The sequence below is a fragment of the Moorella naiadis (nom. illeg.) genome, assembly GCF_051020825.1.
Lineage (GTDB): Bacteria > Bacillota > DSM-521 > Neomoorellales > Neomoorellaceae > Neomoorella > Neomoorella naiadis.
The window spans coordinates 1-25071 of the sequence record NZ_JAXGFQ010000035.1 but is presented as its reverse complement, the minus strand read 5'-3'; the positions used below and the strand labels follow the sequence as shown (position 1 = coordinate 25071).

The following is a 25071-nucleotide window of genomic DNA, read 5'->3' as shown; positions in this document are numbered from 1 at the left end:
ATAGGTTCCCCGTAATTTCTCACCTTCTACCAGGAACTTCTTTAGCTTGTTAAAGGCCTCAGGCGAGCGGGGGGCCAGGCCGATGTGGCCGCTGCCTCCAGGGCAGGTACAATTGGCGGCATTCAAATTAATAATCTCCCCCTTTTTGGCAGCAGCGATAGCACCACAGACGGTATAATTTTTCTTTGCGCCATTACTGACAGGGTTATCAGTATAAGTCACAGCAACGGGGCTGCCTTGCAAAGCAAGGACTTCTTTTAAGGTTTTTCCATAATCCTGCCACTTCATTATTTTTCACCTCCAAATTTTTTGGTAGTCAAATAATTATTCAATTCTCACCGGAAGATTCCTGCTGGCCAATTGCTTTTATCTAAAAATAATTTTTAGGGCCAATATATTGACAGTAAAAAGTAGGGCGGATAATATGTTAAGAGGGTAAACAGCTCCAAAAAGCCTAACAGGAAGGAGAGAGTATGAATGCCGGTAATTCAAATTGATGCAGGAGCCATGAGTAAAGAGAAAAAAGCGGAACTCATCAAGGCTATGACCGACGCTGCCAGTTCTATCCTGAACATGCCCGCCCAGGCCTTTGTCATTCTGATCCGGGAAAATTCTCCGGACAACATTGGCACCGGCGGCAAGCAGCTATCAGAATTACAAATGTAAACCTCCGCCAGCTGGCTTGTCCCGGCAGAGGTTAAATCTTATTTGGAGTTGACTTCCGGCGTCCAGAAGGTCATAAAAGATTATGTAAACTCCTGTTCCTAGGAGGGGTTTTACCTTCAGCACAGGGAATTCGTGGAGGCTTATCTTAGCTGGCTTGCGGTGGGCCCGGAGGGTGCCTCCAGTACGCTTTAATTACCCTGGTAGAGGTAAAAACCGTAATCCCCAAAAGAGAGGTAAAGATCTGGTATGGAGTTAGCTGAGCTCCTCAGGCTTAATGAACTGTGGCTTCCAGTGTATCCTTATTTGGCCAGGCAGGTACAGGAAATTCTGCCGCCGGAGGCAGGAAAAATCCTGGAGCTGGGACCTTTTTCCGGCGGAATAACTTGGGCTTTAGCAGAAATTTTGCCTCAGGCGTATTTTACTATAGGAGAGGAAAGGCAGAGAGTAAGGGGTTGGCTGGAAGAAGAAAGTCAAAAGCGGGGGCTTCTAAATCGTCTTTGTTTAGTGAATACCCCTCTTAAGCCCCTAGCCTTTCCTGATGAGGAGTTCGAGGCGTTAATTTTTCGCGGAGCTTTTTTCTTTCTAGACGTGGAGGTGCTTAAAGAAATATATCGAATCCTTAAGAGAGGAGGAAGAAGTTTCGTAGGCGGGGGGTTTGGAAAATTTACTCCTCCGGCGGTTATTCAAAGCATTGCTGAGGAATCGCGGCAGCTAAATTACCAGCTAGGGAAAAAATGGTTAGCGGTAGAAGAAGTGAAAAGGATGGTGCAAGCTGCTGGGTTATCCTCTTGTTGCCAAATATGTACAGAAGGTGGTTTATGGGTGATTATGGAAAAATAGACTTTGCCTGCCTGCAAGTCGTATATTGGCGACCTGCAGGCGGAGATTTGAAAGAGGAAGAGTTTCTAAACGGTCTAGCCTTGGCGCAATTTTTACCGGGCGCAACCTTAGTCACGTTGACCGTATTTATAGGCTACCGGCTTAGGCATTTAGCCGGTGCCGCCGCCAGCTTTATCGGTTTTTGCTGCCTCCCTTCGGGCTGATAGTGCTGCTGTCTTACTTTTATTTCCGTTACAGCGGCGTGTCACTGGTCAATGTCGCCTTCCGGGGTATCCAGGCCATAGTAGTAGCCCTGGTGGCCAACGCGACGCTGGAAAGCTGACCAAAATGGGAAAATGGCCCTATTTATGCGAGGTATCATGGGAGGTATAGATAGTGACAAAAAAATATATTCTTCTTAAACAACCCCCGGTAAGTGTCGAACCATTATATGCTTTACTGAATAACTGCTCAAAAAACTATAAAATCTTTTGTGTCCTTGCCACGGCGGTAAATATCAGGTTGTTTGAGTACTTAGGTACGTTAAAAAGTGCAAAGGAATTAGCGGAAGAGCTAGGAACCGATCCAGAGCTTACTTATAACATTTGTGAGGTTTTAGTTGTTCTCGGTTTAGTGGCAAAGGAGAATGGATCCTACAAAAATACCGAGGTGAGCAACCTTTACTTGAAAACTGATTCCGATTACTTCCAGCACGAAGTGCTGAAGAATTTGCAGAACGGGTTCAAGCTTTGGGAGAGGTTAGGGGATATACTCAAAAACGGGTCGCTTAGGGTAACTGAACAGACTTATTTTCAGGATAACCTCATCCATTCCCTGGCATCAGAGGCATTGGTCAGGGAACTGTGGAAGACAATCGAAATCATCGCCGAACTCCCCGAGTTCCGGCGGGCGGAGCGCTTTCTAGACTTAGGTGGAGGACACGGACTATATTCTATCGCCTTAACCAGATTGAATCCTGAGTTGAAGGCGTATATTTTTGATTTTCCAGATATTATCAAGGATACAAAGACCTACCTTCAAAGATACGCTGCGGAGAGGGTGGAGGTTATCCCGGGCAATCTTTTCAAGGATGACCTGGGCAACGAGTATGATTTTATATTTTTCTCTTACAACCCGGGTGGCAAGAACCCAGCGCTCGTTCCCAAGCTATATTCCAGTTTGCGAGATGGTGGTCTTTTCATAAGCAAGCACGCCTTTTATCACAAAGGAGAGGATTCTAAAAATCCACTGTTAGATGTTGAGTGGACTCTTTCGGCCTTTAAGGGTGTCGAGAAAGGAAGTAAGATCTACAGTTTTGCAGAAGACCTCACCTATGAAGAGTATTTAGATTTGCTGAAGAGATATTTTTCAATCGAGAAGATTATTGAAGCAAACGAATTCGGGGGTTACCCCCTTTTCAAGGTTGGTGACACCCTGGATTCGAAAATTATCATTGCCAAGAAAAAGCCATTGGAGTAACTCAGTCCGCTTACACTATGACAATATCACAGTCCGGTACCCCCCTCAGGATTTTTGCTCAGTTGCCCAGCACCTTAGTTTATGTTATAATTTTAACAAGGAAGATTCCATGGCCTAAGCCAAGGCTGTTTCGGCTGCGGCACAGGTCGCGAAAATCAGCCTTAAACGCCTGAGCTCAGGGAGATTCTGCGAGCGAGGGCCAAGGGGGGAAGGGAATATGCGCAGCCTTCGTTAGGCCACCCTGCCAGTTGCTTTAGAAAGCACTTGGTAGGCGTGGCCTTTTTGCTGCCAGAAATTCTAAACAGGCAAAGGAGGGTGGCGCTATGCTGAGCGTAACGGAAAGACATTGGGCAGACGAACGTTTAGAGAAGGTCTTAAAGCACGAAGCACGGGAAACCAGGCGGGATTTTATCAATGATGCTATGATTGAAGCACTGCTAGCGGGGACAGCTAACCCACCTGTAGCCCGAGTACGGGAGATCCTGGCGAAGGCCAGGAGTTTGATGGGACTGACACCGGAAGAAGCAGCACCAGTTTAATAGAAGAGGTGAGGCCCGTAGTCCAGCTCTGGCGGGAAAACGAGGGAGAAGTGCTGGACACTCGATAAAAACGAGCATAAAGCTGCTTATTGTAGATTCTCACATTAACCGGCCATGCCTGGAAGGCACAACTTAGTCACCACCCGCATCCAGTGGAACTGGGGGCACAGGAGCATGCTGGTCTTCGTCCACCTGCCCCCGGGGTAGAAGTGCTACAGGAGGAATGAGGTGGAAACGTTGCTGCAGGCGTTCAGTGGGAAAAAGAATGCTGCTGGAAAAACTGAGGAGGCGAGGTAAGTCATGTGGCGAAATACCAGGTTTCTGACTACGACCGCCCTGCTTCTAGCTCTGACGGTCGCAGTCCAGATGGCCGGCCTGCCGCAGCCGGTGACAGGCCCGCTGGTAAACGCGATGCTGTTTTTAGCGACTTTTACCGTAGGTATGGGGGGCGGGGTCGTCATAGGCGCCCTGACGCCGTGGATCGCCCTCATGCGGGGCATCGTGCCCCCGCTCGCCCAGCCCATAACGCCGTTCATAATGGTAGCCAACGCTACGCTGGTGATAGTTTTTGGCCTGCTGGCAAGGTTTAACCCCTGGGTCGGCGTCATTGCTGCCGCGGTATGCAAGTATGGGGTTTTCGTGTTAGCGCTGAAATTCATTCTGGTCTTGCCCCCCAAGCTGGCGCAGGCTTTCCAGATCCCCCAATTGCTTACGGCCCTGGCAGGAGGGGTTATAGCGGTTATCGTGTATCAAGCCCTGCCCGAGCAGTATAAGAGGCCGCTATAGCTGGCGTTGCCGTTCTTGCGGCCGTCGGGGGAAGGTTTTGCTGTGGGACGTAAATGTTTGGGAAAGGCCCCTTCAAGGCACCAGTACCAATTATCCCTGGGAGAACTAAAACGAGAAACCTCAGGGGGTTGGGTGCAATGGCTGGACGCTATCGCGGTGGTCAGTATATCGTGTCAACCCACATAAAAATCTAACCGAAGGCGAGTAGCTCACTCAAATAAAAACCTAACCTAAAAGAGTTAATAACTGGAAATGGTTCTTCATCATCGTCTCCTTTCCACAGGCTATTCGGCAATGGCTTCTGTTTCTGCAGCTTCATTAGCAGGCCCCATGGTAATGAGATCTTCCAGTTCTTTATGAAGCGCCAGGGGGCTAGTATTTTGTAGTTGCTGTTCGAGCTGAGCCAGGACCTGAGCCTCAAGAACACCAGCCTCCTTTAAACGTTCAAAGGGTGTCTTGGCGACGTCATAACTTTTATGGACATGGGCGCCACGACGCTCCTTAGCTATCACCTTACGCATAGGTAAAAAAAGGTTGGCGTAGATATCCAGGCAAGCATAGACACTATTGAGCCAGGCAATGGCCTCCGGCGTATCATAGCGCTCGTAACCCACGATTTCCCGGACAAACTGGCGATTTTTCCTCTTGCGCTTAGCAGGTGGCTTGGCCACCGGTAGAAGGGGGCCATTTAGCATCTGAATAGCATACTTGCGGTTATAATCCAGCGTGCTGGTAACCTCATCGATAATTTGGGATTTTTCGGCCCGGGAATCGGCCTGGCGATAACGCCGGTGCATAGTGTTTAAATACTCACAGCTGCTTTTAAGAGACATACTCAATGATCATCTCCCTCGGTTATATTTCGCCGTGAGTGAGCCGATCCTCCTTCGGTTATATTTTAACTGAGTGATCGCGCATAATCGACATAGTGAGGAGGTTTTTTAAATAATGCGCTGTGCTCAATGTGGAGTTTATGCCTGTAGGACGGGAAAACTGGAGCAATTACCGGCTAATTGTCCCATGCAAGAGAATGAAGCCATTTACCAGGAAGCCAGGGATGAATACCAAAAGCCGGAGATAAATAATATTGCCTTGAACGCCGCTCGGACTGAAGCTGCCGGCTACGGTATCTGGACAAGGTTGGAAGAAATCATGGAGTTTTCCCGGCGAGCAGGTTTTCGTAAGTTAGGACTGGCTTTTTGTGCGGGGGTAAGAGAAGAAGCCAAACGTATTGCAGCCGTTCTGCAAAGTAACGGCTTTGAGGTCTACTCGGTTATATGCAAAACAGGGTCGGTGCCTAAAGAAGAATTGGGTATTACCAACGAAGAAAAAGTGCACCCTGGTGCTTATGAACCCATGTGCAATCCCATAGGCCAGGCTAAGCTATTAAATGCGGCCGGGACCGTTTTGAACGTGATTGTCTGCCTGTGTGTGGGGCACGATACCTTGTTTATCAAGTACTCCGAGGCTCCGGTGACGGTTTTAGCGGCTAAAGATCGTGTTTTAGCACACAACCCTTTGGGTGCAGTCTATGCTGGCCATTACTTCCACCAAAAGTTAAGTAACCATCACTTATAAGGCTTTAGCCAGGCTACGAATACCAACACCTACCTTAAAATAACCTTCTCTCTCCCCTCGCTCCACCGCACGGCTCCGGCAAGTTATAATAACAAGGCCCGCCCCGGTGGATAAGGCGGGCCTTTTCCGTGCGCCCGGCATGGGCGCTGACTTAGTGGTGAAAGTCCACTGCAGGCGAGGCAGCACCAGCCTGCTAGCCAAAAGCAAGGGTGTCCACCGCGAGGTGGGATCCGAAGGAAGCCGGAGGCAAAGCCACGGCCCGATGAACAAAAACCCCATACGAGGCTAAACCGTTCGGATGAGCTGGCGAAACACAGCGAAATCCCAGGCTGCCAAGGGACGGCGGAGTAAATGGGGCGGGCGCGGGGTGAAGGTCAGCGGTCTTACCCGGGGAGACCTGCCGGGTAAGCCAGTAAAGCTGGCAACCCGGGTCGCAAGGTCCGGCTGAACCGGCAGGAGTCAGCAGAGGGCATAGTACCCTGGCGAGGATAAGGCGCAGGGGAAGGCCCGAACATCAAGTCAGAGGTGAAACCGATGCGTTCGCGAGAAGGACCAAGACAGCAGCAACCCCCAGAAGGGGCCTACCCGCGGGAGGAAGAGGTGAAGCCACGGGGGACCGCGGGAGGGCCGAGCCCTTCTCCGGCACAAAGCGGAGCGTCACCTCGCGGAGACCAAGGTAGCAGCCTGGTGGAGCAGGTGGTGGCCAAGGGAAACATGCTGGCCGCCCTGAAGAGAGTAGAAAAGAACGGCGGTGCGCCCGGCGTAGACGGCATCCCGACCGGGAGGCTGCGGGATCAGGTCCGCGCCGAATGGGAACGCATCCGGGAAGAACTACTCACGGGAACCTATCAACCGCGACCCATCCGCCGGGTTGAAATCCCGAAACCCAGCGGGGGCAAACGACTGCTAGGCATACCCACCGTCATGGACCGCCTAATCCAGCAGGCCCTCCTGCAAGTACTAACGCCCATCTTCGACCCGCAGTTCTCAGAGGCAAGCTTCGGGTTTCGGCCCGGAAGAAGAGCCCAGGACGCGGTAAAGAGAGCGCGACAGTACGTAGAAGAAGGATACCAGTGGGCCGTAGACATGGACCTGGAGAAATTCTTCGACCGGGTAAACCATGACATCCTCATGGCCCGCGTGGCCCGGAAAGTAACGGATAAGAGGGTGCTAAAACTCATCCGCCGCTATCTCCAGGCAGGCGTCATGGTGAACGGAGTGGTCATGGCCAGGGAAGAAGGAACGCCGCAAGGCGGACCCTTAAGCCCGCTATTAGCTAATATCCTCCTGGACGACCTGGACAAAGAACTGGAGAAAAGGGGCCACAAATTCGTCCGTTACGCCGATGACTGTAACATCTACGTCAAGAGCAAACGGGCGGGCGAAAGGGTACTGGAGAGTATCCGTAACTTCCTGCAGGAACGGTTAAAACTCAAACTCAACGAGCAGAAAAGCACGGTTGACCGACCGTGGAAGCTGAAATTCCTGGGATTTAGCATGTACCAAGACAAAGCCGGGAAGCCCCATATCCGCCTGGCACCTCAGACCATCGACCGGGTGAAAACGAAAATCCGGGAATTAACCTCTCGGAGCAAACCCGTAAGTATGGCCGAACGGATAGAGCGCATAAACGCCTACCTGGGCGGATGGGTAGGGTATTTCGCCCTGGCGGAAACGCCCAGCACCTTTCAGAAGATCGAAGGGTGGCTACGGCGGCGGTTGCGCATGTGCCTCTGGAAACAGTGGAAACGGGTTCGGACCAGATACCGTGAACTACGCGCACTGGGACTGCCAGAATGGGTAGTACATGAGTTCGCCAACGCCCGCAAAGGACCGTGGCGGATGGCCCATGGCCCAATGAATAGAGCCCTGGGCAACGCCTACTGGCAAACCCAGGGCCTGAGGAGTTTAACCGAACGCTATCAAAGACTGCGTCAAGCTTGGTGAACCGCCGGATGCGGACCCGCATGTCCGGTGGTGTGAGAGGACGGGGGCTAGCCGCCCTCTCCTACTCGATTGAATTTACCGCCAGCAAAAAATTATTGCTCCAATTGTTTCTTCAGGGAGTTTATCTCTTCCGGAGTAAGCCCCGTGGCTTTGATAATAGTACCAATATCTAAGTTGAGCAAAAGCAGGTTTCGGGCCACTTCCCGTTTGCCTTTCAGTTCGCCTTCAAGTTCACCTTCTTTCAGGCCTTTTAGCAAAGCCTGCCGTTGCATTTCTTCCAGGGTCAATTCCAGGTTGTAAATCATCCGTTCCACCTCCCAGGGATTGCTTGCGTCCAGGATGCGGTCAACCTTTTCCTTAAAACCTTCAGGCATTCTGGGCTTGACGACGTTCTTCAGCCAGCTGGTGATATGGCGGAACTCGTCAGGCGTGAGCCGCCTTAAGACCCCCGCCAGTTTCTGCAGCCGTCCAACCAGCTCTTCCGGCCGCATCTTTTGGTCCAGGAGAAAGACGCCGGTGATCAGGTTTGCCGCTCTGATTAGCTCTTCTTCGCTGTAACGGTTGACGTCAAACAGCAGGTAATGGAAGTCCAGGAGATGCCCGCTGAAATCTCGGTAACTGTCCAGCATTTCTTGGAAGGAGAGCGCCGCCGTCCAGTTGTTAGCCCCGTTGTAGAGCACCGCCGGGACGATGGGCGGCAGGCGGAAATGCTTGCTCTCCCGCTCGGGCTGCGGGGTGTTGGTGTAGATTTCCCGCCAGATTTCGACCATGTAGAGCAAAAGGCGGAAGGGTATCAGGTAGTCTACCGTTGACTGCAGCTCCAGCAGGACGTAAAAGATGACGTTTTTATCTTTCGTCTTGAGCCGGTAGACGACATCGGCTTCTTTCTCGCTGAAATCCTGGAGGACGTAGGATTTGTTCACCAGGATGAGGTCGTTTTCGTAGATAGCCTCCACCCAGGTTTCCCGGACGAAGGTCTTCAGCAGTTCCAGGAAAACTCTCTTGTCGGAAAGAAGCTGCCTGTAACCCTTGTCGTGTGGGTGGTGGGGAGGCCGGGGCTGCCCTCCATTTTCCGGCACTGGACCACCTTCTTCTGGATACTATTATACCATATTTTTGCGGCATGAATATGGGGAAGAACCGCTAAATCTTTGGGCAAAAGAAGCCGCAGGCCTGCCTTTCCGGCCGGACTTTTTCCACAGCTTTGGCAGTTCGATGAGAGGCTATCTGGCATGTCACCTATGGCCGGGTGAGTAGAGGCACTCCCAGAGGAAACGGGGTGACAAACGGATAACCTGGACTTAAAGGTGATATGCAAGGGTCCACTCTACTCCTACTAAACAAAAGATTCAATCATATTTTCAATTTATATTTCTCCGCCAGTAAGGGGATATGTGGGAATCAGGTTTGGCAAGAGACAACAAGCAGTTGACTTTCTGCAATAATGAAAAAAGATACGATAATTGCGAACAACAACGTTTATGGCACTGCAGGGATGCCAAATTATATGTCGAATAATATTACCAAGTAGCAAAAAAGAAATAGAGATCGAACATAATGAACAATATCAGGAATGTAAGTGTACCATGGAAGTTTCGCCGTTATAGTACAGGGGGCTGAAGCGATGGCCGTAAAAATGATCGTGAAGCGGGGTAATTCCACTCAGATTCGCTCTGTGGCCAAGGCGTTAATGGTACTTGATGTGCTGGCCGCCAACAAGCGAGATATGTCCCTTACGGAAATAGCCCGCGTAATGGACGTGCCCAAAAGCACCCTCCATGGTTTATTGGCGACCCTGCGGGATTTAGGTTATTTAGAGCAGTCATCTTTTGACGGCCGCTACCGCTTGGGGATACGCCTTTTTGAAATGGGAAATATTGTAGCAAATAACTGGGATGTACGCAAAGTAACCGCTCCCTATATCGATAAGCTGGTAGACGAACTAGAGGAGACAGTCCACCTGGTTGTCCTCGATAAAGGTGAAGTGCTGTATATCGACAAGCGGGAAAGCCAGCAGTCCCTGCGGATTGTTTCCCAGGTCGGGATGCGTCTGCCAGCCCACTGTACCGGGGTAGGCAAGGTGCTGCTGGCCTACCTGCACCCCACCGAGGTAAAACAGATCATCACGACCAAAGGTCTGCCCCGCTATACCCGGCATACCATTACTAACCCACGCCGGTTAGAGGCAGAACTGGAAAAGATCCGCACGGTAGGGTATGCGGTAGATAACGAAGAAATCATGGATGGTCTCCTCTGCGTAGCTGCCCCGATAAGGGATCATAACGGTAAAGTATGTGCTGCGTTGAGCGTTGCTGGCCCGGTAGCACGGCTGGAAGGCGAGAGGTTCCAGCGGGCTGTAGAACTGGTCACCCAGACAGCAGTGGAAATATCGGCAGGGCTTGGTTATCAGACTGCTCTAGGAAGTGGATATTAGTGGAACTTAGGGAGTTTCTCTTTCCCCCTTTGGGGAGGCAGAAGCAGGCCTTTACCATCATCGCCCGGGAAAGGGGAATATTCTCCGGGGCGGCAAGGTTAAAACAACTGGCAGATGAACTGGGGCTGGAAGTAAGCTGGGCAGCCCCCGAAGGATATGCCTTAGAGCCCGGCAGTTGCCTTTTCCGGGCCAGGGGTACAGCACCGACCGTTATCAGGGCGGAAGAGGTGTTCCTGGGTATTATCGGTAAGCCCTCCGGGGTGGCCACGGCGGCGGCTAATTTTGTCCGGCAGGCCGGGGGGCGGATAAAAGTCGTCTGTGGCGCGTGGAAAAAGGTAGCCCCGGAAATAAGGGACGAGTTGCGCCGGGCCATCGCCACCGGCGGTGCCGGTATCCGCATTACCGAACGCCCCTTTATCTACCTGGATAAAAATTACGTCCGCCTTTTAGGAGGCGTCGAGCCGGCGGTGAGCCGGGCGCGCTCCTATGACCCGGAGCGGGTGATCGCCGTGCAGGTCCGCGGGGAGGGCCGGCCCATAGCCCGTGAAGCAGAGGCGGCAGTAAGGGCCGGGGCAGGAATTATCATGGTAGACACCGGCCTTCTGGAGGACCTGGCAACAGTGGTGACAGCAGCACAGCAAGGCGGCTGGCGGGAAAAAGTAAAACTCGCCTTTGCCGGCGGCGTCACGCCGGCAGGCCTTGAGGAGGTAATTGCCGCTGGGGCGGATATCGTCGATGTCGGCCGGGCCATTATCGATGCGCCGCTGCTGGATTTAAGCCTGGATGTGGAAGGGATTTCTGTATAAACGGAAGGATAACATTTTCCTGTACATTCCAACTCAAGTAAATTATACACCATCCTGTTGCCATCATATGGCAAGCGGGGCCGGGTCAAATACTATGAGAAGGGGGATTACCCCGTGGAATGGGACTTGCTGGAGAAAACGACCTTCTGGATCGATAACATTGAACTAACCGCCGCCGACGTGGGCCAGGTGGCCGCGGCAGCAGCCGCCGCCATGGAACTACCAGCTCAGGAAGTAATGGTGGTGGACGTCCGGCCGGGGCTGGTGGCCTTTGATATCCTGCGGCGCAGGGTGCGGGCGGAAGCAGTAGCCGGCAAGGAGAAGGAAATCTTAAGGCGCCTGGCGGATTTGCCGGGGGTAACTTTAAAATCGGGAGCCGCCGTTCACTCGGAAGGGGTGCTGGGGTTAATTGCCCTGGAGCCGGAGGCGGCGGCCCGGGTGCTGGCGGAATCCGCCGCCCTGGCGCGGGGTATCAGCCGGGCCGTCGCCCGGCGGGCCGCGGTCTTTGCTTCCGGAGCGGAAGTTATAGCCGGGAAGATCAAAGACACCAATTCGCCTTATATTATAGCGGCCCTGGAAAAAGCAGGCTACCGCACGAGCTTCGGCGGGATCCTGGAGGATGACGCCGTGGCGGTGGCCAACCGCCTGGAAGGCGCCCTGGAAGAAGGTTATGGATTGCTGATCACCACCGGCGGCGTCGGGGCCGAGGACAAGGACTTCAGCATTGAAGCCATCTTGCGCCTGGACCCGGAGGCCTGTACTCCCTGGATCTTGAAGTTTAAACCTGATTATCACCGCCATCATAAAGAAGGGGTGCGCATTGCCGTGGGCCAGGTGGGCATAGCCCGCCTGGTGGCCCTGCCCGGTCCCCATGAAGAAGCCCGGCTGGGCTGTGACCGGCTGATCGCCGGGCTGGAACAAGGGTTGGAGACGGAAACCCTGGCAGAATATATAGCCGGTGCCCTGCGGGAACGCTGGCGTAGCGTAATGAAAGAAGGAGGCCACGAAGATGGATTACCAGGCCATTGCCGCTGAACTCCTGGCCGCAGAAGCCAGCTGCCGACCCATCGAACCGCTAACCACCACTTATCCGGATTTAACGGTAGAAGATGCTTACCGCATCCAGCTGGCCGGCATTGAGTTGAAGAAAGCCCGGGGAAGTAAGGTCATTGGTAAAAAGATCGGCCTGACCAGCAAGGCCATGCAGCAGCTGCTGGGGGTCAATGAACCCGACTACGGCCACCTGCTGGACAACATGCTGCTCCTGGAGGGAGAACCTTGCCGGCGGGAGGAACTCCTTTTACCCCGCGTGGAGGGGGAACTGGCCTTTATCTTAAAGGACACCCTCAAGGGTCCGGGGGTGACCATTGCCGACGTTTTCCGGGCTACGGAAGGCATCATGCAGGCCTTTGAGATTGTCGACAGCCGCATCCGCGACTGGAAGATCAAGCTCCCGGATACCATTGCCGACAACGCCTCCAGCGCCCGCCTGGTCCTGGGCAGCCGTATGGTGCCCATCAAAGACCTGGACCTGCGCCTCATCGGCATGGTGCTGGAAAAGAACGGGGAAGTGGCGAGTACCGGCGCCGGTGCCGCCGTCTGGGGGCACCCGGCGGCGGCCGTGGCCTGGCTGGCCAACAAGCTGGCGACCTTTGATATCGCCCTGGAAGCCGGGGAGATCATCCTCTCCGGCGCCGTCACCGCCGCCGAAAACGCCGGCGCCGGCGATGTCTTCACCGTATCTTTCTACGGCCTGGGGAGCCTCAACTTAAAGTTTGTGTAAAAGGGGATGTGAGTGTGAATAAGGTAAAAGTGGCCGTCATCGGCCCGGGGAATATCGGTTCCGACTTGATGTACAAGATCCTGCGCAGCCGGCACCTGGAGATGGCCCTGATGACCGGCATTATCGAATCCGAAGGCATCAAACGAGCGCGCGGGCTAGGCATCAAGACCTCTACCGCAGGCGTCCAGGCTGTCCTGGAGGATAAAGACATAAAAATAGTCTTCGACGCCACCGGGGCCAAACCCCACCTGCAACACGCTCCGCTTTTAAAAGAGGCCGGTAAAATCGCCATCGATTTGACGCCGGCTGCCGTCGGCCCTTATGTCGTGCCCTGTGTCAACCTGGACCAGGTCAAGGCCGAACCCAATCTCAACATGGTAACCTGCGGCGGCCAGGCTACGGTGCCCATTGTCTACGCCATCAACCGGGTGGCTGGTGCCAGGTACGCCGAAATTGTGGCCTGCATTTCCTCCAAAAGCGCGGGGCCGGGTACGCGCCAGAATATCGACGAATTTACCCAGACGACAGCCCGGGCCCTGAGGGTGGGCGGTGGAGCTCAAAAAAGCAAAGCCATCATCATCCTGAACCCGGCCGAACCGCCCATAATGATGACCAACACCATTTACGTAGAGGTAGAAAAACCGGACGAGCAGGCCATCCGGGCCTCGGTAGAAGCCATGGTAAAGGAAATCCAGAGCTACGTACCGGGCTACCAGCTCCGGGTACCACCTTTGTTAGATGGAAACAAAGTAACGACCATTGTCCAGGTGGAAGGGGCCGGCGATTTCTTACCCAAGTATTCCGGAAACCTGGACATTATCACCTCGGCTGCAGTAGCGGTAGCTGAAAAACTCGCCCAAAAGATTCTGGCAGGGGAGGTGGCAGCATGAGTAACTCCAAATTCATCCACCTGGTCGATACAACCTTGCGGGACGGCAGCCATGCCGTCAGCCACCAGTTCACGGCCGAACAGGTAGCCGCCATTGCCGCGGGTCTGGACGCGGCCGGCGTGGAATATATTGAAGTTTCCCATGGTGACGGCCTGGCCGGTTCCTCCTTTAACTACGGCTGGTCGGCAGTAAGTGAAGAAGAACTGCTCAAAGCCGCCAGCGGGGCTATCAAGAAAGGGAAATTAACCGTCCTTTTGCTGCCCGGTATCGGCACCGTCGAGGACCTGAAGATGGCGGCTGATTGCGGCGCCAAAGTCGTGCGGGTGGCAACCCATGTTACGGAAGCCGACATCGGCGAACAGCATATTGGCATCGCCAAAAAAATGGGCATGATGGCCGTGGGCTTTTTGATGATGGCCCACATGGTGCCCCCGGAAAAGGTGGTCGAGCAGGCCAAACTCTTTGAATCTTACGGGGCCGACTATATTAATATCGCCGACTCGGCCGGGGCCATGCTGCCGGAGGATGTTAAAGCCCGCGTCGGCGCTGTGGTGGAAGCAGTGAAGGTGCCGGTGGGCTTCCATGCCCACAACAACCTGACCCTGGCTACGGCCAACGCCCTGGCGGCGGTGGAAGCTGGAGCCACCTTCCTGGACTGCACCTGCCGGGGCTTAGGCGCCGGGGCCGGCAATGCCCAGACGGAAGCCCTGGTGGGCGTCCTGGATAAGGCTGGTTACCAGACGGGTATTGATTTCTACAAGATTATGGATGTAGCTGAAGATATTGTTGAGCCCGTCATGCACCGGCCCCAGGTGGTGCGCAACGCACCGCTGATGCTGGGGTATGCCGGTGTTTACTCCAGTTTCCTTTTGCACACCTACCGGGCGGCCGAGAAATTCAACCTCGACCCCCGGGACATCCTGGTAGAGCTGGGAAGGAGGCGGATGGTAGGCGGGCAGGAAGATATGATTGTCGACGTGGCTTACCAGCTTGCGCAGAAGAGAGGAGGGGCTTAAGCTTTGAAGGTAGTCAATTTGCTGGCTGAAGTGGATGCCGGCAAGTGCCGGGGCTGTAAAACCTGCGAGAAGGTTTGCCCGGTACTGGCCATCAAAGTGGAAAACAGGAAAGCCGTTGTGGATGGGGAACGCTGCCGCGGCTGTGCCGCCTGCGAGCAGCGCTGCCCGGACTATGCCATTACCATGGTGAAACGGGAGCAGCCGGTAGTGGTCAAAGTCGACGTCAGCGCCGTTGATTATGACCGGGTGGAAGATCTCTGCCGCCGCGCCCGGCTGAACCCGGAACAGATCATCTGCTACTGCACCGCCACCCGGGCGGAAGAAGTTGCCGCCGCCATCCTGCAGGGGGCGAAATCCCCGGAAGAGGTATCTTTCCTCACGGGGGCCCGTACCGGCTGCAAGGTGGAATGCATCCAGCCCATCCTGCGCCTCCTGGAAGCGGCCGGCATTAAGCCCGAACCGCCCCAGGGCGGCTGGCAGTGGTACGGCCGGACGATAACGGTGTGGGAGATACCCGAGGGAGTCAAGCACAAGTATGCTACCCGCGGCTTTTACTTTGACGAGGACATCAAACTTTTGGACCGGGTAGTGGCAGCACCTGTACAGGGAAGGAGGGAATCCTGATGCGTCCTCCCATTACACCTATACCACCGAGGAAATCCCAGTATGGTATTGACCCCGCCCTGGTTAAAACTCGCGTCAGCGAGTTGCCGGGCATGACCTCCGTATTGCTGAAAGAGCTTTTCCCCGACCTGCCGGAAGTAATTTATCCCGGCGCCGAAGGGGTGGCCGCTGTAAGGAAAGCTACGGAGGCGGCCTTACAAAAAATCGATATGAGCAAGATCAAGCCGGAGCACTCGATTAATATCCTGGCCTCCCATCACGGCTTTACTCTCCTGGGCGGCGAACCCTACGCCGAGATGCTGAAGACCCTCAAAGACGTCATCGAAGCACGGACGGGGTGTAAGGATATCCGCCTGCGGGCCGGGGTGGGCCTGCGCTTCCGGGAGACGGAAGAGTATATCAAGCGCTACGGCCTGGATAAACACTTCGGCGGCAAGGCCATCGGAGTGGCGCCCATCGACCAGGGGATACCCATTGAAACCGAAATTGGCACTCTCTATGGTATCCGCAAAATTTACGACGCCGACTGGATTGTCCATGCCCATAACAGCGACGTGCGCGAGGTCCACTTTCACCGCCAGGTAGACCGGGCCGTGAAGCCCTTCGGCATGTCCTACGCCCGCATTGAAACACGGTCCACCTACCACCAGAACCTGGGGCCGCGGGCGGCCAACTTTACGGCCAGGGCCATATTTGACTCGCCCTTTGTCCAGGAGAAGTTTGCCTTTGCTTCCTTCCTGACGGTGGCGCCCAACGGCATCATCGGCGTCGACGCCGACAGCGACCTCTATGCCCTAAACGACCGGGTGACCCAGATCGGCTGCCGTTACTACGGCAAGATGATGACCCTCTTCGGCGAGATCGACGAGTGCATAGCCGCCCTGGATTTCCCCTGCCCGGTGGTGTATGTCTTCTCGGCCGGGGTTATTTACGCCAACTTTGCCGGGGCCAATACGGACCTCTACGACCTGGAACTGCCCCTGCCGGCCTATACCTGGTACACGGAAGCCTTCTACGGCAAAGCAGGAAGGCCGCTCCTGGAGGATATACCACCGGTCAACCCGGCCATCAAGATGTGCGTGCACAACTACGCCTGGACGGGTTATCCCAGCGCCTTCTTCAGCGAGCACATCCCCACGGTGGTAGTGGGCCAGGAACAGGCGGACCTCTTCAACCGTGACCCCCAGAACCTTACCTATATGAAGCATGCGGTGGTGGCCGAAACAACGGAAGCGGCCATGGGGTTTGCCTATAAGACTACCGGCACGCGGAAGGTCCTCATCTTTGACGGTGCCATGGGCGGTATCAACGTCAGCGAACCCCTGGCTGAGCTGCTGCTAAAGAAAGCACCGGCCGTCAGCGAGCGGGTAGAAAATGAACTCTTACCCAAGTGGCTGCGGCAACGTTGCGTGGATTCGGCAAAAATGTAGAATGAAAAAGTTTTATAAAGTAAAAACCAAAGATCATTAAGGAGGGTCTATATGAAAACTAACCATGATAATCTATGGCTAGGGAGATTTGAAAAAGGGGTTGGTTTTAAAGAGTCCTTACGCGATTTCCTAAGGTATCTAAACGCTCAAACAATAGGGGCGGGAATTGTAGCATGCCTTTTTGCCGCACCTGTAGTGTTGGTATTTCTTGCTGCTGCTAAACAAGGTGGGTTAAATAATCAACAAGCTTTGAGTTGGGTTGCAACAGCGTGGGGTTCTGGCGGAATAGTAGGGATTATTTTATCGCTTTATTATAAAAAACCGCTTATGGGTGCGACGAGTATTGCTGGGGCAGTGATGCTGGGCGGCATTATAGGTCACTTTAACTACCAAGTTGTACTAGGAGCATATATAGTAGCAGGCTTGATATGTTTAATTTTAGGAATAACGGGGGCCTTTAATGCCATAGTTAGGTGGCTACCCCCTCAAATTATAATGGCTATGATTGCCGGGACATTTTTGCGTTTTGGTACAGGGCTTGTTACAAATGCAGTAAAAGCGCCAATTATATGCGCTGGTGCATTTTTAGGTTTCTTGCTGTGTGAACAATATATACGTAGAGTTCCGAGAGTTTTAGGTGCCCTAATTTTCGGTTTCATTACAGCATATGTCATTGGCGCGTTCAACTTTTCAGCTTTATCAGGTGTTTCCTTAAACCTGCCTTCCTTTTTTGTTCCAGCAATGCCTACATGGGAGGCTATATTAGCAATCGGGATTCCCCTAGCAATAATTTCAGTGGGCTCAGAAGACGTCCAGGCAATAGGTGTGTTGTTGTCCGAAGGTTACGATGATATACCCAAAGGTACTAAGATCCCAATTAATACAACCATCACTCTAACAGGTATAATGAGTATGATTGTACCTTTCTTTGGGTGCCATGACTGGCATCTTGCAGGTCCTGTAAATGCTATCTGTGCCGGTCCTAGCGCAGGGCCTAAGGAAGGAAGATATGTAGCTGCGGTTATAGCTGGCGTTGGGTTTATAATAATTGCGTTAGGCGGTAGCGCTATTGCAAATTTTACCAAAGCAGTACCAAGCGAATTTATTAATTTTGTTGCTGGGCTTGCTATTTTGGGGGCTTTAGTAAGGGCTCTTAGAACCTCATGGAGCGGAAAACTTGATTATGGGCCGTTTTTCACCTTTGTTATAGCTGCATCCGGCGTTACTATAGCCAAAGTAGGCGCTCCTTTTTGGGCTTTAGTCGTTGGGATTATTGTTTCTTTAATAACTGAGTACTCAAAGATGAAAAACACTGAAGGAGGCCATTAAATCATGAACAACAAGCAACTTACATCAAAAGAACGCATCTTAGTAGCGGCCACGGGAGGCATACCAGACAGGGTTCCCGTTGCGCCAATGGTATGGGATTATGCAGCTGTTTTTTGTGGAAAAACTATAAAAGAGTATGCCCTAAATCCTAAAGTTATGGCTGAATGTCTTATAAGGTTCTACAATACTTTTAAACCGGATGGGATATTTGTAGGGACTGATGTATATTACGTTGCAGAAGGTTTTGGGGCCAAAATATTGATTCGCGAGGATAACGTTCCCGTACTTGTAGAGCCGGCAATTCAAGATTTAAGTGAGATAGATAAACTCCAAGTACCCAATCCATATACTGATGGGCGTATGCCGGTTGTACTTGAATGTATTAATATTTTGAAGCAGGAACTCCCAGAAGTTACAATTTTTGCCATCGGTGGTCAAGCAACATGGTCATGTGCGATGCATGTTGCCGGTATGGAAAGGTTTGTAATGGAAGCGACTTTTGTTGATAAGGAAATGGATGAAGGACGCCCAGAACTCGTATATAGGCTATTCGATCTTACTACTGAAGCCTATATTAAGTGGCAAAAAGCTCAAATCGAAGCCGGAGCAGATATAGCACGCATTTCTGATTCGGCAGCTTCGATTAATCTTATATCACCTAGCATTTACAAAAAGATGGTACATCCCTATCATAAACAAATTGTTAGAGAGCTAAAAAATTCATACCCGAACGTACCTATTGCAAAGCATACTTGTGGCAATAATACTCCTGTTTTGGATCTTTGGGCAGAAGAAGGTCTCGATCTTGCTGATATTGATTACCAAATGGATTTAGGGATGGTAAAAGAAAAAATTGGAAATAAATTTGCTCTTTATGGAAATGTTGATCCATCTGGGGTTATGGTGCAAGGAACTGTGGAGGATGTAAAGAATGCCAGTATAGAGGCTATTGACAAAGCAGCTAATAATGGAGGTTTTATTTTAGGAACAGGATGTGTTGTACCTTTTACTGCGCCTGCAGACAATATCCAGGCCATGATTAATGTGGCTCGCACATATAATCCCTATAAATAAAGAAGCGATTATGAAAAGCTCAAGTACACCCTTAGAAATAAGGGTGTACTTGAGCCTATAATTGAACCTCTATAAAAATATTAAAGGTGAAGTTGATATGACTTGCTTTTCCTTACGACAATGGTTGTCAGTGTTAGAACAAAACGGTTGTTTGAGACACGTTCAGAAAGAAGTAGACCTGCATTATGAATTGGCCGCTATAGGTAAGAAAGTCGCTGGTCGTTATGCCCTGCAATTTAACAAAATACGGAATGCCTCAATACCAGTTGTTACGGGCATCGCTGGAACGCGTGACCTTTTAGCAATGGCCATGGGGGTGCGTCGTGAGCAAATAGTTGAACACTTTGCATGGGCGCAAGCAAACCCGATGGAATGTGTTCTGGTGGAAGCCCGGACGGCTCCTGTAAAAGAAAAAATTAGTAACGATGTTGATCTGCAGGTTTTACCTATACCTGTTCATCATGAAAAAGATGGGGGGCCATATATAACAGCTGGTGTACTGATAGCCAAGGACCCATGTACGGGGGTACGAAATATATCTATTCACCGATTACAGGTTTTAGGTCCCAACCGTTTAGGAATTTTAATATTGCCTCGGCATCTCTCTTACTTCTTCCGGGTGGCTGAAGCTGAGGGCAAACCTCTAGAAATAGCCATAGCCATTGGATTAGATCCCTTGTTGTTGTTAGCCTCGCAGGCCTTAACACCCCTTGGATACGATGAATTTACCATTGCTGGTGCCTTATATGGTAGACCTTTAGAATTAGTAAAATGTGAGACAGTCGATCTGGAGGTACCAGCCCAGGCGGAAATTGTGCTGGAAGGACGGTTGCTTCCCGGAGTTAGGGAAATAGAAGGACCTTTTGGAGAATATCCCAAATATTATGGTCCGGCATCGCCCAAGCCGGTAATTGAGTTAACAGCTATGACCTCGCGTCGTGATCCTATTTTCCAGACTATTGTTCCGGCAACTAAGGAACACTTGCTACTGGGTGCTATTCCCCGAGAGGCGAGTTTGTTACAAATAGTTAAAAATACGGTACCAAATGTCCTAAGCGTTCATCTTACTCCTGGCGGGGCCTGCCGTTACCATGCTATAATTTCAATTGACAAACAAAATGAAGGCGAAGCTAAAAATGCCATTTTTGCTGCCTTCAGCAGTAGCCAAGAAATTAAGCATGTGGTTGTAGTAGATAAAGACGTTGACATCTTTAATCCTGAAGATGTGGAGTGGGCTATAGCCACCCGCTGCCAGGCTGGCCGCGATGTATTTATTGTAGAGCGGGCCCTGGGTAACAAATTAGATCCATCCAGCGATAATGGTCTCAGTGATAAAATGGGAATTGATGCCACAGTGCCTTTGGATGCAGAGCCCGGGCGCTTTGAAAGAATTCGTATTCCCGGTGAAGAAGCAATTAGGCTGGAAGATTATTTAGATTGAATGTTTAACTTGAAGGCGGTGGAAAATTGAACATTACCGTAAAATTGTATCCCCCAATCAAGTTTCCTGATGACGCAGAGTATCACCAGCTTGAGGTAAAGGAAGGTTTAAGTATTGGGGACTTGTTGAAGCGCTTAGAAGCAGAAGGAGCTTTTGGTGATTATAGCTACCAGGCAGTGTTTGCTATGGTAGAGAATGACGTGGCTTTAAATGATTATATTTTAAAGCCCGGGCAAACGGTAAAAATTTTACTCCGTCCATTCGGTGGTTAAATAAAGGAGTGAGGCCAATGTTGGGAGGTTATGCAGGCAAGATACTGTGGGTAGATTTAACTACCCGGCAGTGGCGCACTGAAGACGTTACCGAAGAAATGGCCCGCAAATGGATTGGCGGCAACGGTTGGGCAGCAGCAATAGTACCTAAGATGGTGCCGGCCAGTGCGGCACCCTTAGGGCCAGAAAATATTCTCGGGTTTTTTACCGGCCCCCTGACGGGAACGATGGTACCATCTTCGGGGCGGCATAGCGTTGCCGGCAAATCGCCCCTTACAGGCATCTGGGGTGAAGCCAGTGTAGGTGGCAGCTGGGGTAAAGCCTTAAAGCATGCCGGGTATGATGCCCTAATTCTTACAGGACAGGCCACAGAACCAGTTTACCTGTGGATTAACGAAGAAACAGTGGAAATCCGCCCGGCGGGATCTTTATGGGGCCTGGATACCTACGAAATAGAAGATGCAATACGCGAGCAGACCCACCCCAAAGCAGAAGTATGTTCAATAGGTCCTGCCGGTGAACGGCTGGTCCGGATTGCCGGTTTATTTACCGACGGCCGGGAAGGCCGGGCTGCAGCACGATGTGGCCTGGGAGCAGTAGCCGGATCAAAGAAAGTAAAGGCGATAGCTGTTTATGGGCAAAAAAATCCGTCTTTGGCTCATAAAGAAGAGCTGATCGAGCGTATTAAAGCAGCGCTGCCATCCATAAAAGAAAGAACTAAAGGCCTGGCTAATTTTGGGACAGCAGGATTGGTAATTCCCTGTGAACAGCTTGGCGATTTTCCTGTAAAAAATTGGTCCCTGGGTTCGTGGGAAGAAGGAGCCAAGAAGATAAGCGGTGTCCAGTTAGCTGAAAAGTTTTTAACAGGTCGCTTCCATTGTGCCGGTTGCCCGATTCGTTGTGGCCGCCGCATAGCTATTAACCAGGGCCGGTATACCGGTGTTAACGGCGGTGGTCCCGAATATGAAACGCTGGGCGTATTTGGCGGGGCCTGTTTGATTGATGATCTCGAAGCAATTTGCTATGCTAACGAACTTTGCAATCGATATGGAATAGATACTATTGACGCAGGTAATCTGGTTGCCTTTAGTATAGAAGCCTTTGAAAAAGGGGTTATTAGCAAACAAGATACTGGTGGACGGGAATTAAAATGGGGGGATCCTGATACTCTAATCGGCTTAATTAAAGAAATGGGTGAAGGGCAAGGCTTTGGTGCTGTTTTGGCGGAAGGTTTTCCAGCCCTGGTTAAGCGTTATGGGGATGCAGTTAAAGAAATGGGAATTGCCGTGAAAGGACTTAGCTTTCCTGCTCATGAACCGCGAGCGTATAATAGCGTAGCAGTAGGTTATGCTACAGCTAATCGAGGAGCATGCCATCTCGAAGCCTTTAGCCATACTTTTGAGCGCAATTTATCCATGCCTGATTTGGGGATAGATCAGCCTTTGGATCGCTTTGCCAGTGAAGGCAAAGGTGTGATGGCAGCTCAGGCGCAAAACCTAATGATGGTTTTTGACTCTATAGCAGCATGTAAATTTCTCTTATTTGGTGGAGTCACTCCGACTATTATATCTGAATGGCTATCACTAGCCACAGGTGTGGAATGGGATAAAGTTGATTTATTGAAATGTGGTGAACGCATATTTAACCAGAAGCGCCTTTTTAATACCCGTTGTGGTATTAGCCGTAAAGATGATACTTTGCCGGAGCGCATTCTCAAACAACCTCGTGGTAGTGGGGGTGCAGCCACAAATCTTCCTCCCTTAGAGGCAATGCTGGATGAGTACTATTCCTTTAGAGGTTGGGATGCCAACGGTATTCCCACAGAAGCTAAACTGCGGGAACTAGGATTGGTGTAAATAAAAATCGATTTTCAAGAGGTGTTTTTTATGGCAACCGACAGTTTTCTTTTCCGCATGGACACACCTGTATTATTCGGTGATGGAGTAACCCAAAAGTTAGCTGAGAAAGTAAAAGATTTTAAAGCCAGCAGAGTCTTAGTAGTAACCGATAAGGGCGTCAAGCAGGCTGGAATATTAGAAAAGGTAGAGCAACTACTCCAGGATGACGGCCTGGAAGTTATTGTCTTTGATGAGGTGGAGCCCGATCCCAGCCTGGAGACCATTCATAAAGGGGCTGACTTTTTCAAACAGGTAGGTTGCGACCTGATGGTGACCCTTGGTGGAGGAAGTCCCATAGATACAGCAAAGGGAATAAGGGTTATAGTTGATAATGGTGGGCATATTCGCGATTATGCTGGCGTGAATAAAGTTCCGCAAAGAGCTTCTGTCCCTTTGATCACCATCCCTACTACCTCTGGTACTGGTAGCGAAGTGACTATCTTTGCCGTGCTGTCAGATTGGGAATACAACATGAAAATAACGATAACCAGTCCCTACCTGGCAGCTGACCTGGCATTGGTAGATCCTTTATTAACGGTATCGGCGCCACCGCGTATTACTGCCGCCAGCGGTATTGATGCCCTGGCCCATGCCATTGAAACGTATGTTTCAAATATTTCCCAGCCGCCAGCAGATGCTTTAGCGTTAAAAGCAATTCAAATTATCGGCGCTAATTTACGTCCTGCTGTAGCCAATGGCAATAATCTTGCAGCCAGGAACCAGATGGCTCTGGGCAGCCTGATGGCCGGTATGGCTTTTAATAACGCCTTCCTGGGGATTACCCATTCCATCGGGGCAGCCTTGAGTGGCCATGTCCATGTTAGTCATGGGATAGCCATCGCCTTACTTTTACCTCATGTAATGGAATACAATGCTATGGCCAGGTTGGAGAAATACCGGGATATCGCCTTGGCTCTGGGTGAAAAAGTTGAAAATATTTCCTTGCGTGAAGCTGCACTCGCTGCTGCTAAGAGTGTTCATGAACTGGTAGGAGATGTAAATTTACCCCAGCATCTAAGTGAGCTGGGCGTAAAAGAAGAGGATTTACCTAAGATAGCCAAAGATACCCTGGGCCACGGGATGGTTAAGATGAACCCCCGCAAGCCTACTGAAGCCGATATTTTAGCGATTTTACGTAAGGCTCTTTAACCAAATATAAAATCCGGTCCAAGCCTGACATGTTGCAGGTTTGGACCGGATTCAAATAAAAAAAAGAAACTCCTAACAATACAGAGCGGAATAGGTTTATGGAAAGAATTACTAACGATAAACATAAATGGGAGAGTGAATGAGTAACAATAGCTTCGAGCGATGAAGCTCCAATTAAACCTCAACGATTAATCCATGAGATTCAGAACTTCTTTACTAGAGATACAATATCTACAGCTGACTCAGGTAATATTCACTATTGGCCTACTTATAAAGATATTTTTAGGCCTAAGACATGGATAAATTCTGGAGCTGCAGCGCCCATGGGTTATGCCCTACCAGCCCTTCTTTTCTGCTTTCGTTTGGCAACTTCCTATGGTGGGATTGAAACTTTTTACTACATGTTGTATACTCTTTTTGAAAAAATTTGTTTGGCAACTTCCTATGGTGGGATTGAAACCGGACACTTTTTCCCCGGTGTGAAAAGTTGCTGGGGGTTTGGCAACTTCCTATGGTGGGATTGAAACGGCACGAGGAAAATCCGGTCGTCTCCCGGCCATTTGGTTTGGCAACTTCCTATGGTGGGATTGAAACGGCCAGGGCAGCCGGAAAACAGAGAAAGCCCTGTACCACAAAAAAAGCATTGCTCCGTGCCAATCGGCCATAGAGGAATCTGAACTTCTCTACCCCGCCTTTTTCTCCAGTTTTCGCACGAGTGCCAATCGGCCATAGAGGAATCTGAACCCGACAAAATCGGCAGTTACAGGCTTTTTTCTCCCCGTGCCAATCGGCCATAGAGGAATCTGAACAACCTACTCATTACTTCCCAATCCGCCGCCGCCTGCGTGCCAATCGGCCATAGAGGAATCTGAACATAATAGCAACGCCCCGGCCGGCCAGCCACCTAAATGTGCCAATCGGCCATAGAGGAATCTGAACAGCTTTTTGACAGCCACATGGGAACGGCGGCACTTAGTGCCAATCGGCCATAGAGGAATCTGAACATCCTTGGGTATGGGTGATATCGTTTAAGAGTAAGCGTAAAATAACCCCCACCTAGCAACTTAGGTGGGGGTAAAAACAAGCTTTAATTATTCACCCGGCAATCAGG

At 51.2% G+C, this 25071-nt stretch carries 24 protein-coding genes and 1 pseudogene; 22 read left to right on the top strand and 3 right to left on the bottom strand.

Going from position 1 to position 25071, the window contains the following annotated elements; all coding sequences use genetic code 11:
* Positions 1 to 288: DUF169 domain-containing protein (locus SDD30_RS15595; RefSeq protein WP_434075857.1), on the bottom strand; the 288-nt coding region annotated here is incomplete at its 3' end.
* A 189-nt stretch (positions 289 to 477) separates the two neighbouring features.
* Between SDD30_RS15595 and dmpI the strand changes: the two genes are divergently transcribed.
* The 6 genes and pseudogenes from dmpI to SDD30_RS15565 all read left to right on the top strand — a co-directional run bounded on the left by dmpI (position 478) and on the right by SDD30_RS15565 (position 4289).
* Positions 478 to 666, top strand: a complete 189-nt coding sequence (gene dmpI, locus SDD30_RS15590) for a 4-oxalocrotonate tautomerase DmpI (RefSeq protein ID WP_434075856.1) — start codon at positions 478 to 480, stop codon at positions 664 to 666.
* Between the two features lie 246 nt (positions 667 to 912).
* Positions 913 to 1506 (top strand): class I SAM-dependent methyltransferase, encoded by a 594-nt coding sequence (locus SDD30_RS15585; RefSeq protein WP_434075855.1) that lies wholly within the window; start codon positions 913 to 915, stop codon positions 1504 to 1506.
* Positions 1401 to 1828, top strand: a pseudogene (locus SDD30_RS15580) (chromate transporter). Before SDD30_RS15585 ends, SDD30_RS15580 begins: the two are co-directional and overlap by 106 nt.
* Before the next feature lie 53 nt (positions 1829 to 1881).
* Entirely contained in the window at positions 1882 to 2964 is a 1083-nt protein-coding gene (locus SDD30_RS15575; RefSeq protein WP_434075854.1) for a methyltransferase, read from the top strand.
* A 323-nt stretch (positions 2965 to 3287) separates the two neighbouring features.
* On the top strand, positions 3288 to 3503 hold the full coding sequence (locus tag SDD30_RS15570; protein ID WP_434075853.1) for a hypothetical protein: 216 nt from the start codon (positions 3288 to 3290) through the stop codon (positions 3501 to 3503).
* Positions 3504 to 3803: 300 nt separating this feature from the next.
* Positions 3804 to 4289, top strand: a complete 486-nt coding sequence (locus tag SDD30_RS15565; protein ID WP_434075852.1) for an ECF transporter S component — start codon at positions 3804 to 3806, stop codon at positions 4287 to 4289.
* A gap of 284 nt (positions 4290 to 4573) precedes the next feature.
* On the opposite strand, the gene SDD30_RS15560 is transcribed toward SDD30_RS15565, so the two are convergent.
* Positions 4574 to 5122: a hypothetical protein gene (locus SDD30_RS15560; protein WP_434075851.1), complete on the bottom strand. Its 549-nt coding sequence runs from the start codon at positions 5120 to 5122 to the stop codon at positions 4574 to 4576.
* Between the two features lie 112 nt (positions 5123 to 5234).
* Between SDD30_RS15560 and SDD30_RS15555 the strand changes: the two genes are divergently transcribed.
* Positions 5235 to 5867, top strand: a complete 633-nt coding sequence (locus tag SDD30_RS15555) for a DUF1847 domain-containing protein (RefSeq protein ID WP_434075859.1) — start codon at positions 5235 to 5237, stop codon at positions 5865 to 5867.
* A 534-nt stretch (positions 5868 to 6401) separates the two neighbouring features.
* Entirely contained in the window at positions 6402 to 7814 is a 1413-nt protein-coding gene (gene ltrA, locus SDD30_RS15550; RefSeq protein WP_434075850.1) for a group II intron reverse transcriptase/maturase, read from the top strand.
* 92 nt (positions 7815 to 7906) lie between these two features.
* On the opposite strand, the gene SDD30_RS15545 is transcribed toward ltrA, so the two are convergent.
* Positions 7907 to 8893, bottom strand: a complete 987-nt coding sequence (locus SDD30_RS15545; protein ID WP_434075849.1) for an Rpn family recombination-promoting nuclease/putative transposase — start codon at positions 8891 to 8893, stop codon at positions 7907 to 7909.
* 545 nt (positions 8894 to 9438) lie between these two features.
* Here SDD30_RS15545 and SDD30_RS15540 point away from each other — a divergent pair.
* The 14 genes from SDD30_RS15540 (at position 9439) to SDD30_RS15475 (ending at position 23960) form a co-directional block, all read left to right on the top strand.
* Positions 9439 to 10248: an IclR family transcriptional regulator gene (locus SDD30_RS15540; protein ID WP_434075848.1), complete on the top strand. Its 810-nt coding sequence runs from the start codon at positions 9439 to 9441 to the stop codon at positions 10246 to 10248.
* The gene (locus SDD30_RS15535) at positions 10248 to 11054 is read left to right on the top strand and encodes a nicotinate-nucleotide diphosphorylase (RefSeq protein ID WP_434075847.1); all 807 of its coding nucleotides are present in this window, start codon (positions 10248 to 10250) and stop codon (positions 11052 to 11054) included. The genes SDD30_RS15540 and SDD30_RS15535 overlap by 1 nt, the downstream gene beginning before the upstream one ends.
* A 114-nt stretch (positions 11055 to 11168) precedes the next feature.
* Complete coding sequence (locus SDD30_RS15530; RefSeq protein ID WP_434075846.1) at positions 11169 to 12089, top strand: molybdopterin-binding protein; 921 nt, start codon at positions 11169 to 11171, stop codon at positions 12087 to 12089.
* Positions 12064 to 12837, top strand: a complete 774-nt coding sequence (locus SDD30_RS15525; RefSeq protein ID WP_434075845.1) for a 2-keto-4-pentenoate hydratase — start codon at positions 12064 to 12066, stop codon at positions 12835 to 12837. The genes SDD30_RS15530 and SDD30_RS15525 overlap by 26 nt, the downstream gene beginning before the upstream one ends.
* Before the next feature lie 14 nt (positions 12838 to 12851).
* Entirely contained in the window at positions 12852 to 13727 is an 876-nt protein-coding gene (locus SDD30_RS15520; RefSeq protein WP_434075844.1) for an acetaldehyde dehydrogenase (acetylating), read from the top strand.
* A complete protein-coding gene (gene dmpG, locus SDD30_RS15515) occupies positions 13724 to 14743 on the top strand; it encodes a 4-hydroxy-2-oxovalerate aldolase (protein WP_434075843.1) in 1020 nt (339 codons plus the stop codon). The genes SDD30_RS15520 and dmpG overlap by 4 nt, the downstream gene beginning before the upstream one ends.
* 3 nt (positions 14744 to 14746) lie before the next feature.
* Positions 14747 to 15367, top strand: coding sequence for a 4Fe-4S binding protein (locus tag SDD30_RS15510; RefSeq protein WP_434075842.1), 621 nt, complete (start codon positions 14747 to 14749; stop codon positions 15365 to 15367).
* Positions 15367 to 16797 carry a hypothetical protein gene (locus SDD30_RS15505; protein WP_434075841.1) on the top strand — a complete coding sequence of 477 codons (1431 nt, stop codon included), beginning with the start codon at positions 15367 to 15369 and terminating at the stop codon, positions 16795 to 16797. Before SDD30_RS15510 ends, SDD30_RS15505 begins: the two co-directional genes overlap by 1 nt.
* 51 nt (positions 16798 to 16848) lie before the next feature.
* Positions 16849 to 18126 (top strand): benzoate/H(+) symporter BenE family transporter, encoded by a 1278-nt coding sequence (locus SDD30_RS15500; protein ID WP_434075840.1) that lies wholly within the window; start codon positions 16849 to 16851, stop codon positions 18124 to 18126.
* Positions 18127 to 18129: 3 nt separating this feature from the next.
* Positions 18130 to 19200 (top strand): uroporphyrinogen decarboxylase family protein, encoded by a 1071-nt coding sequence (locus SDD30_RS15495; RefSeq protein WP_434075839.1) that lies wholly within the window; start codon positions 18130 to 18132, stop codon positions 19198 to 19200.
* A 97-nt stretch (positions 19201 to 19297) separates the two neighbouring features.
* Positions 19298 to 20641 (top strand): UbiD family decarboxylase, encoded by a 1344-nt coding sequence (locus SDD30_RS15490; RefSeq protein ID WP_434075858.1) that lies wholly within the window; start codon positions 19298 to 19300, stop codon positions 20639 to 20641.
* Positions 20642 to 20667: 26 nt separating this feature from the next.
* A complete protein-coding gene (locus tag SDD30_RS15485) occupies positions 20668 to 20913 on the top strand; it encodes a ubiquitin family protein (protein ID WP_434075838.1) in 246 nt (81 codons plus the stop codon).
* A 17-nt stretch (positions 20914 to 20930) separates the two neighbouring features.
* Positions 20931 to 22769 (top strand): aldehyde ferredoxin oxidoreductase family protein, encoded by a 1839-nt coding sequence (locus tag SDD30_RS15480; protein WP_434075837.1) that lies wholly within the window; start codon positions 20931 to 20933, stop codon positions 22767 to 22769.
* Between the two features lie 30 nt (positions 22770 to 22799).
* Positions 22800 to 23960, top strand: a complete 1161-nt coding sequence (locus tag SDD30_RS15475) for an iron-containing alcohol dehydrogenase (protein ID WP_434075836.1) — start codon at positions 22800 to 22802, stop codon at positions 23958 to 23960.
* The last annotated feature ends 1111 nt before the right edge of the window (positions 23961 to 25071 follow it).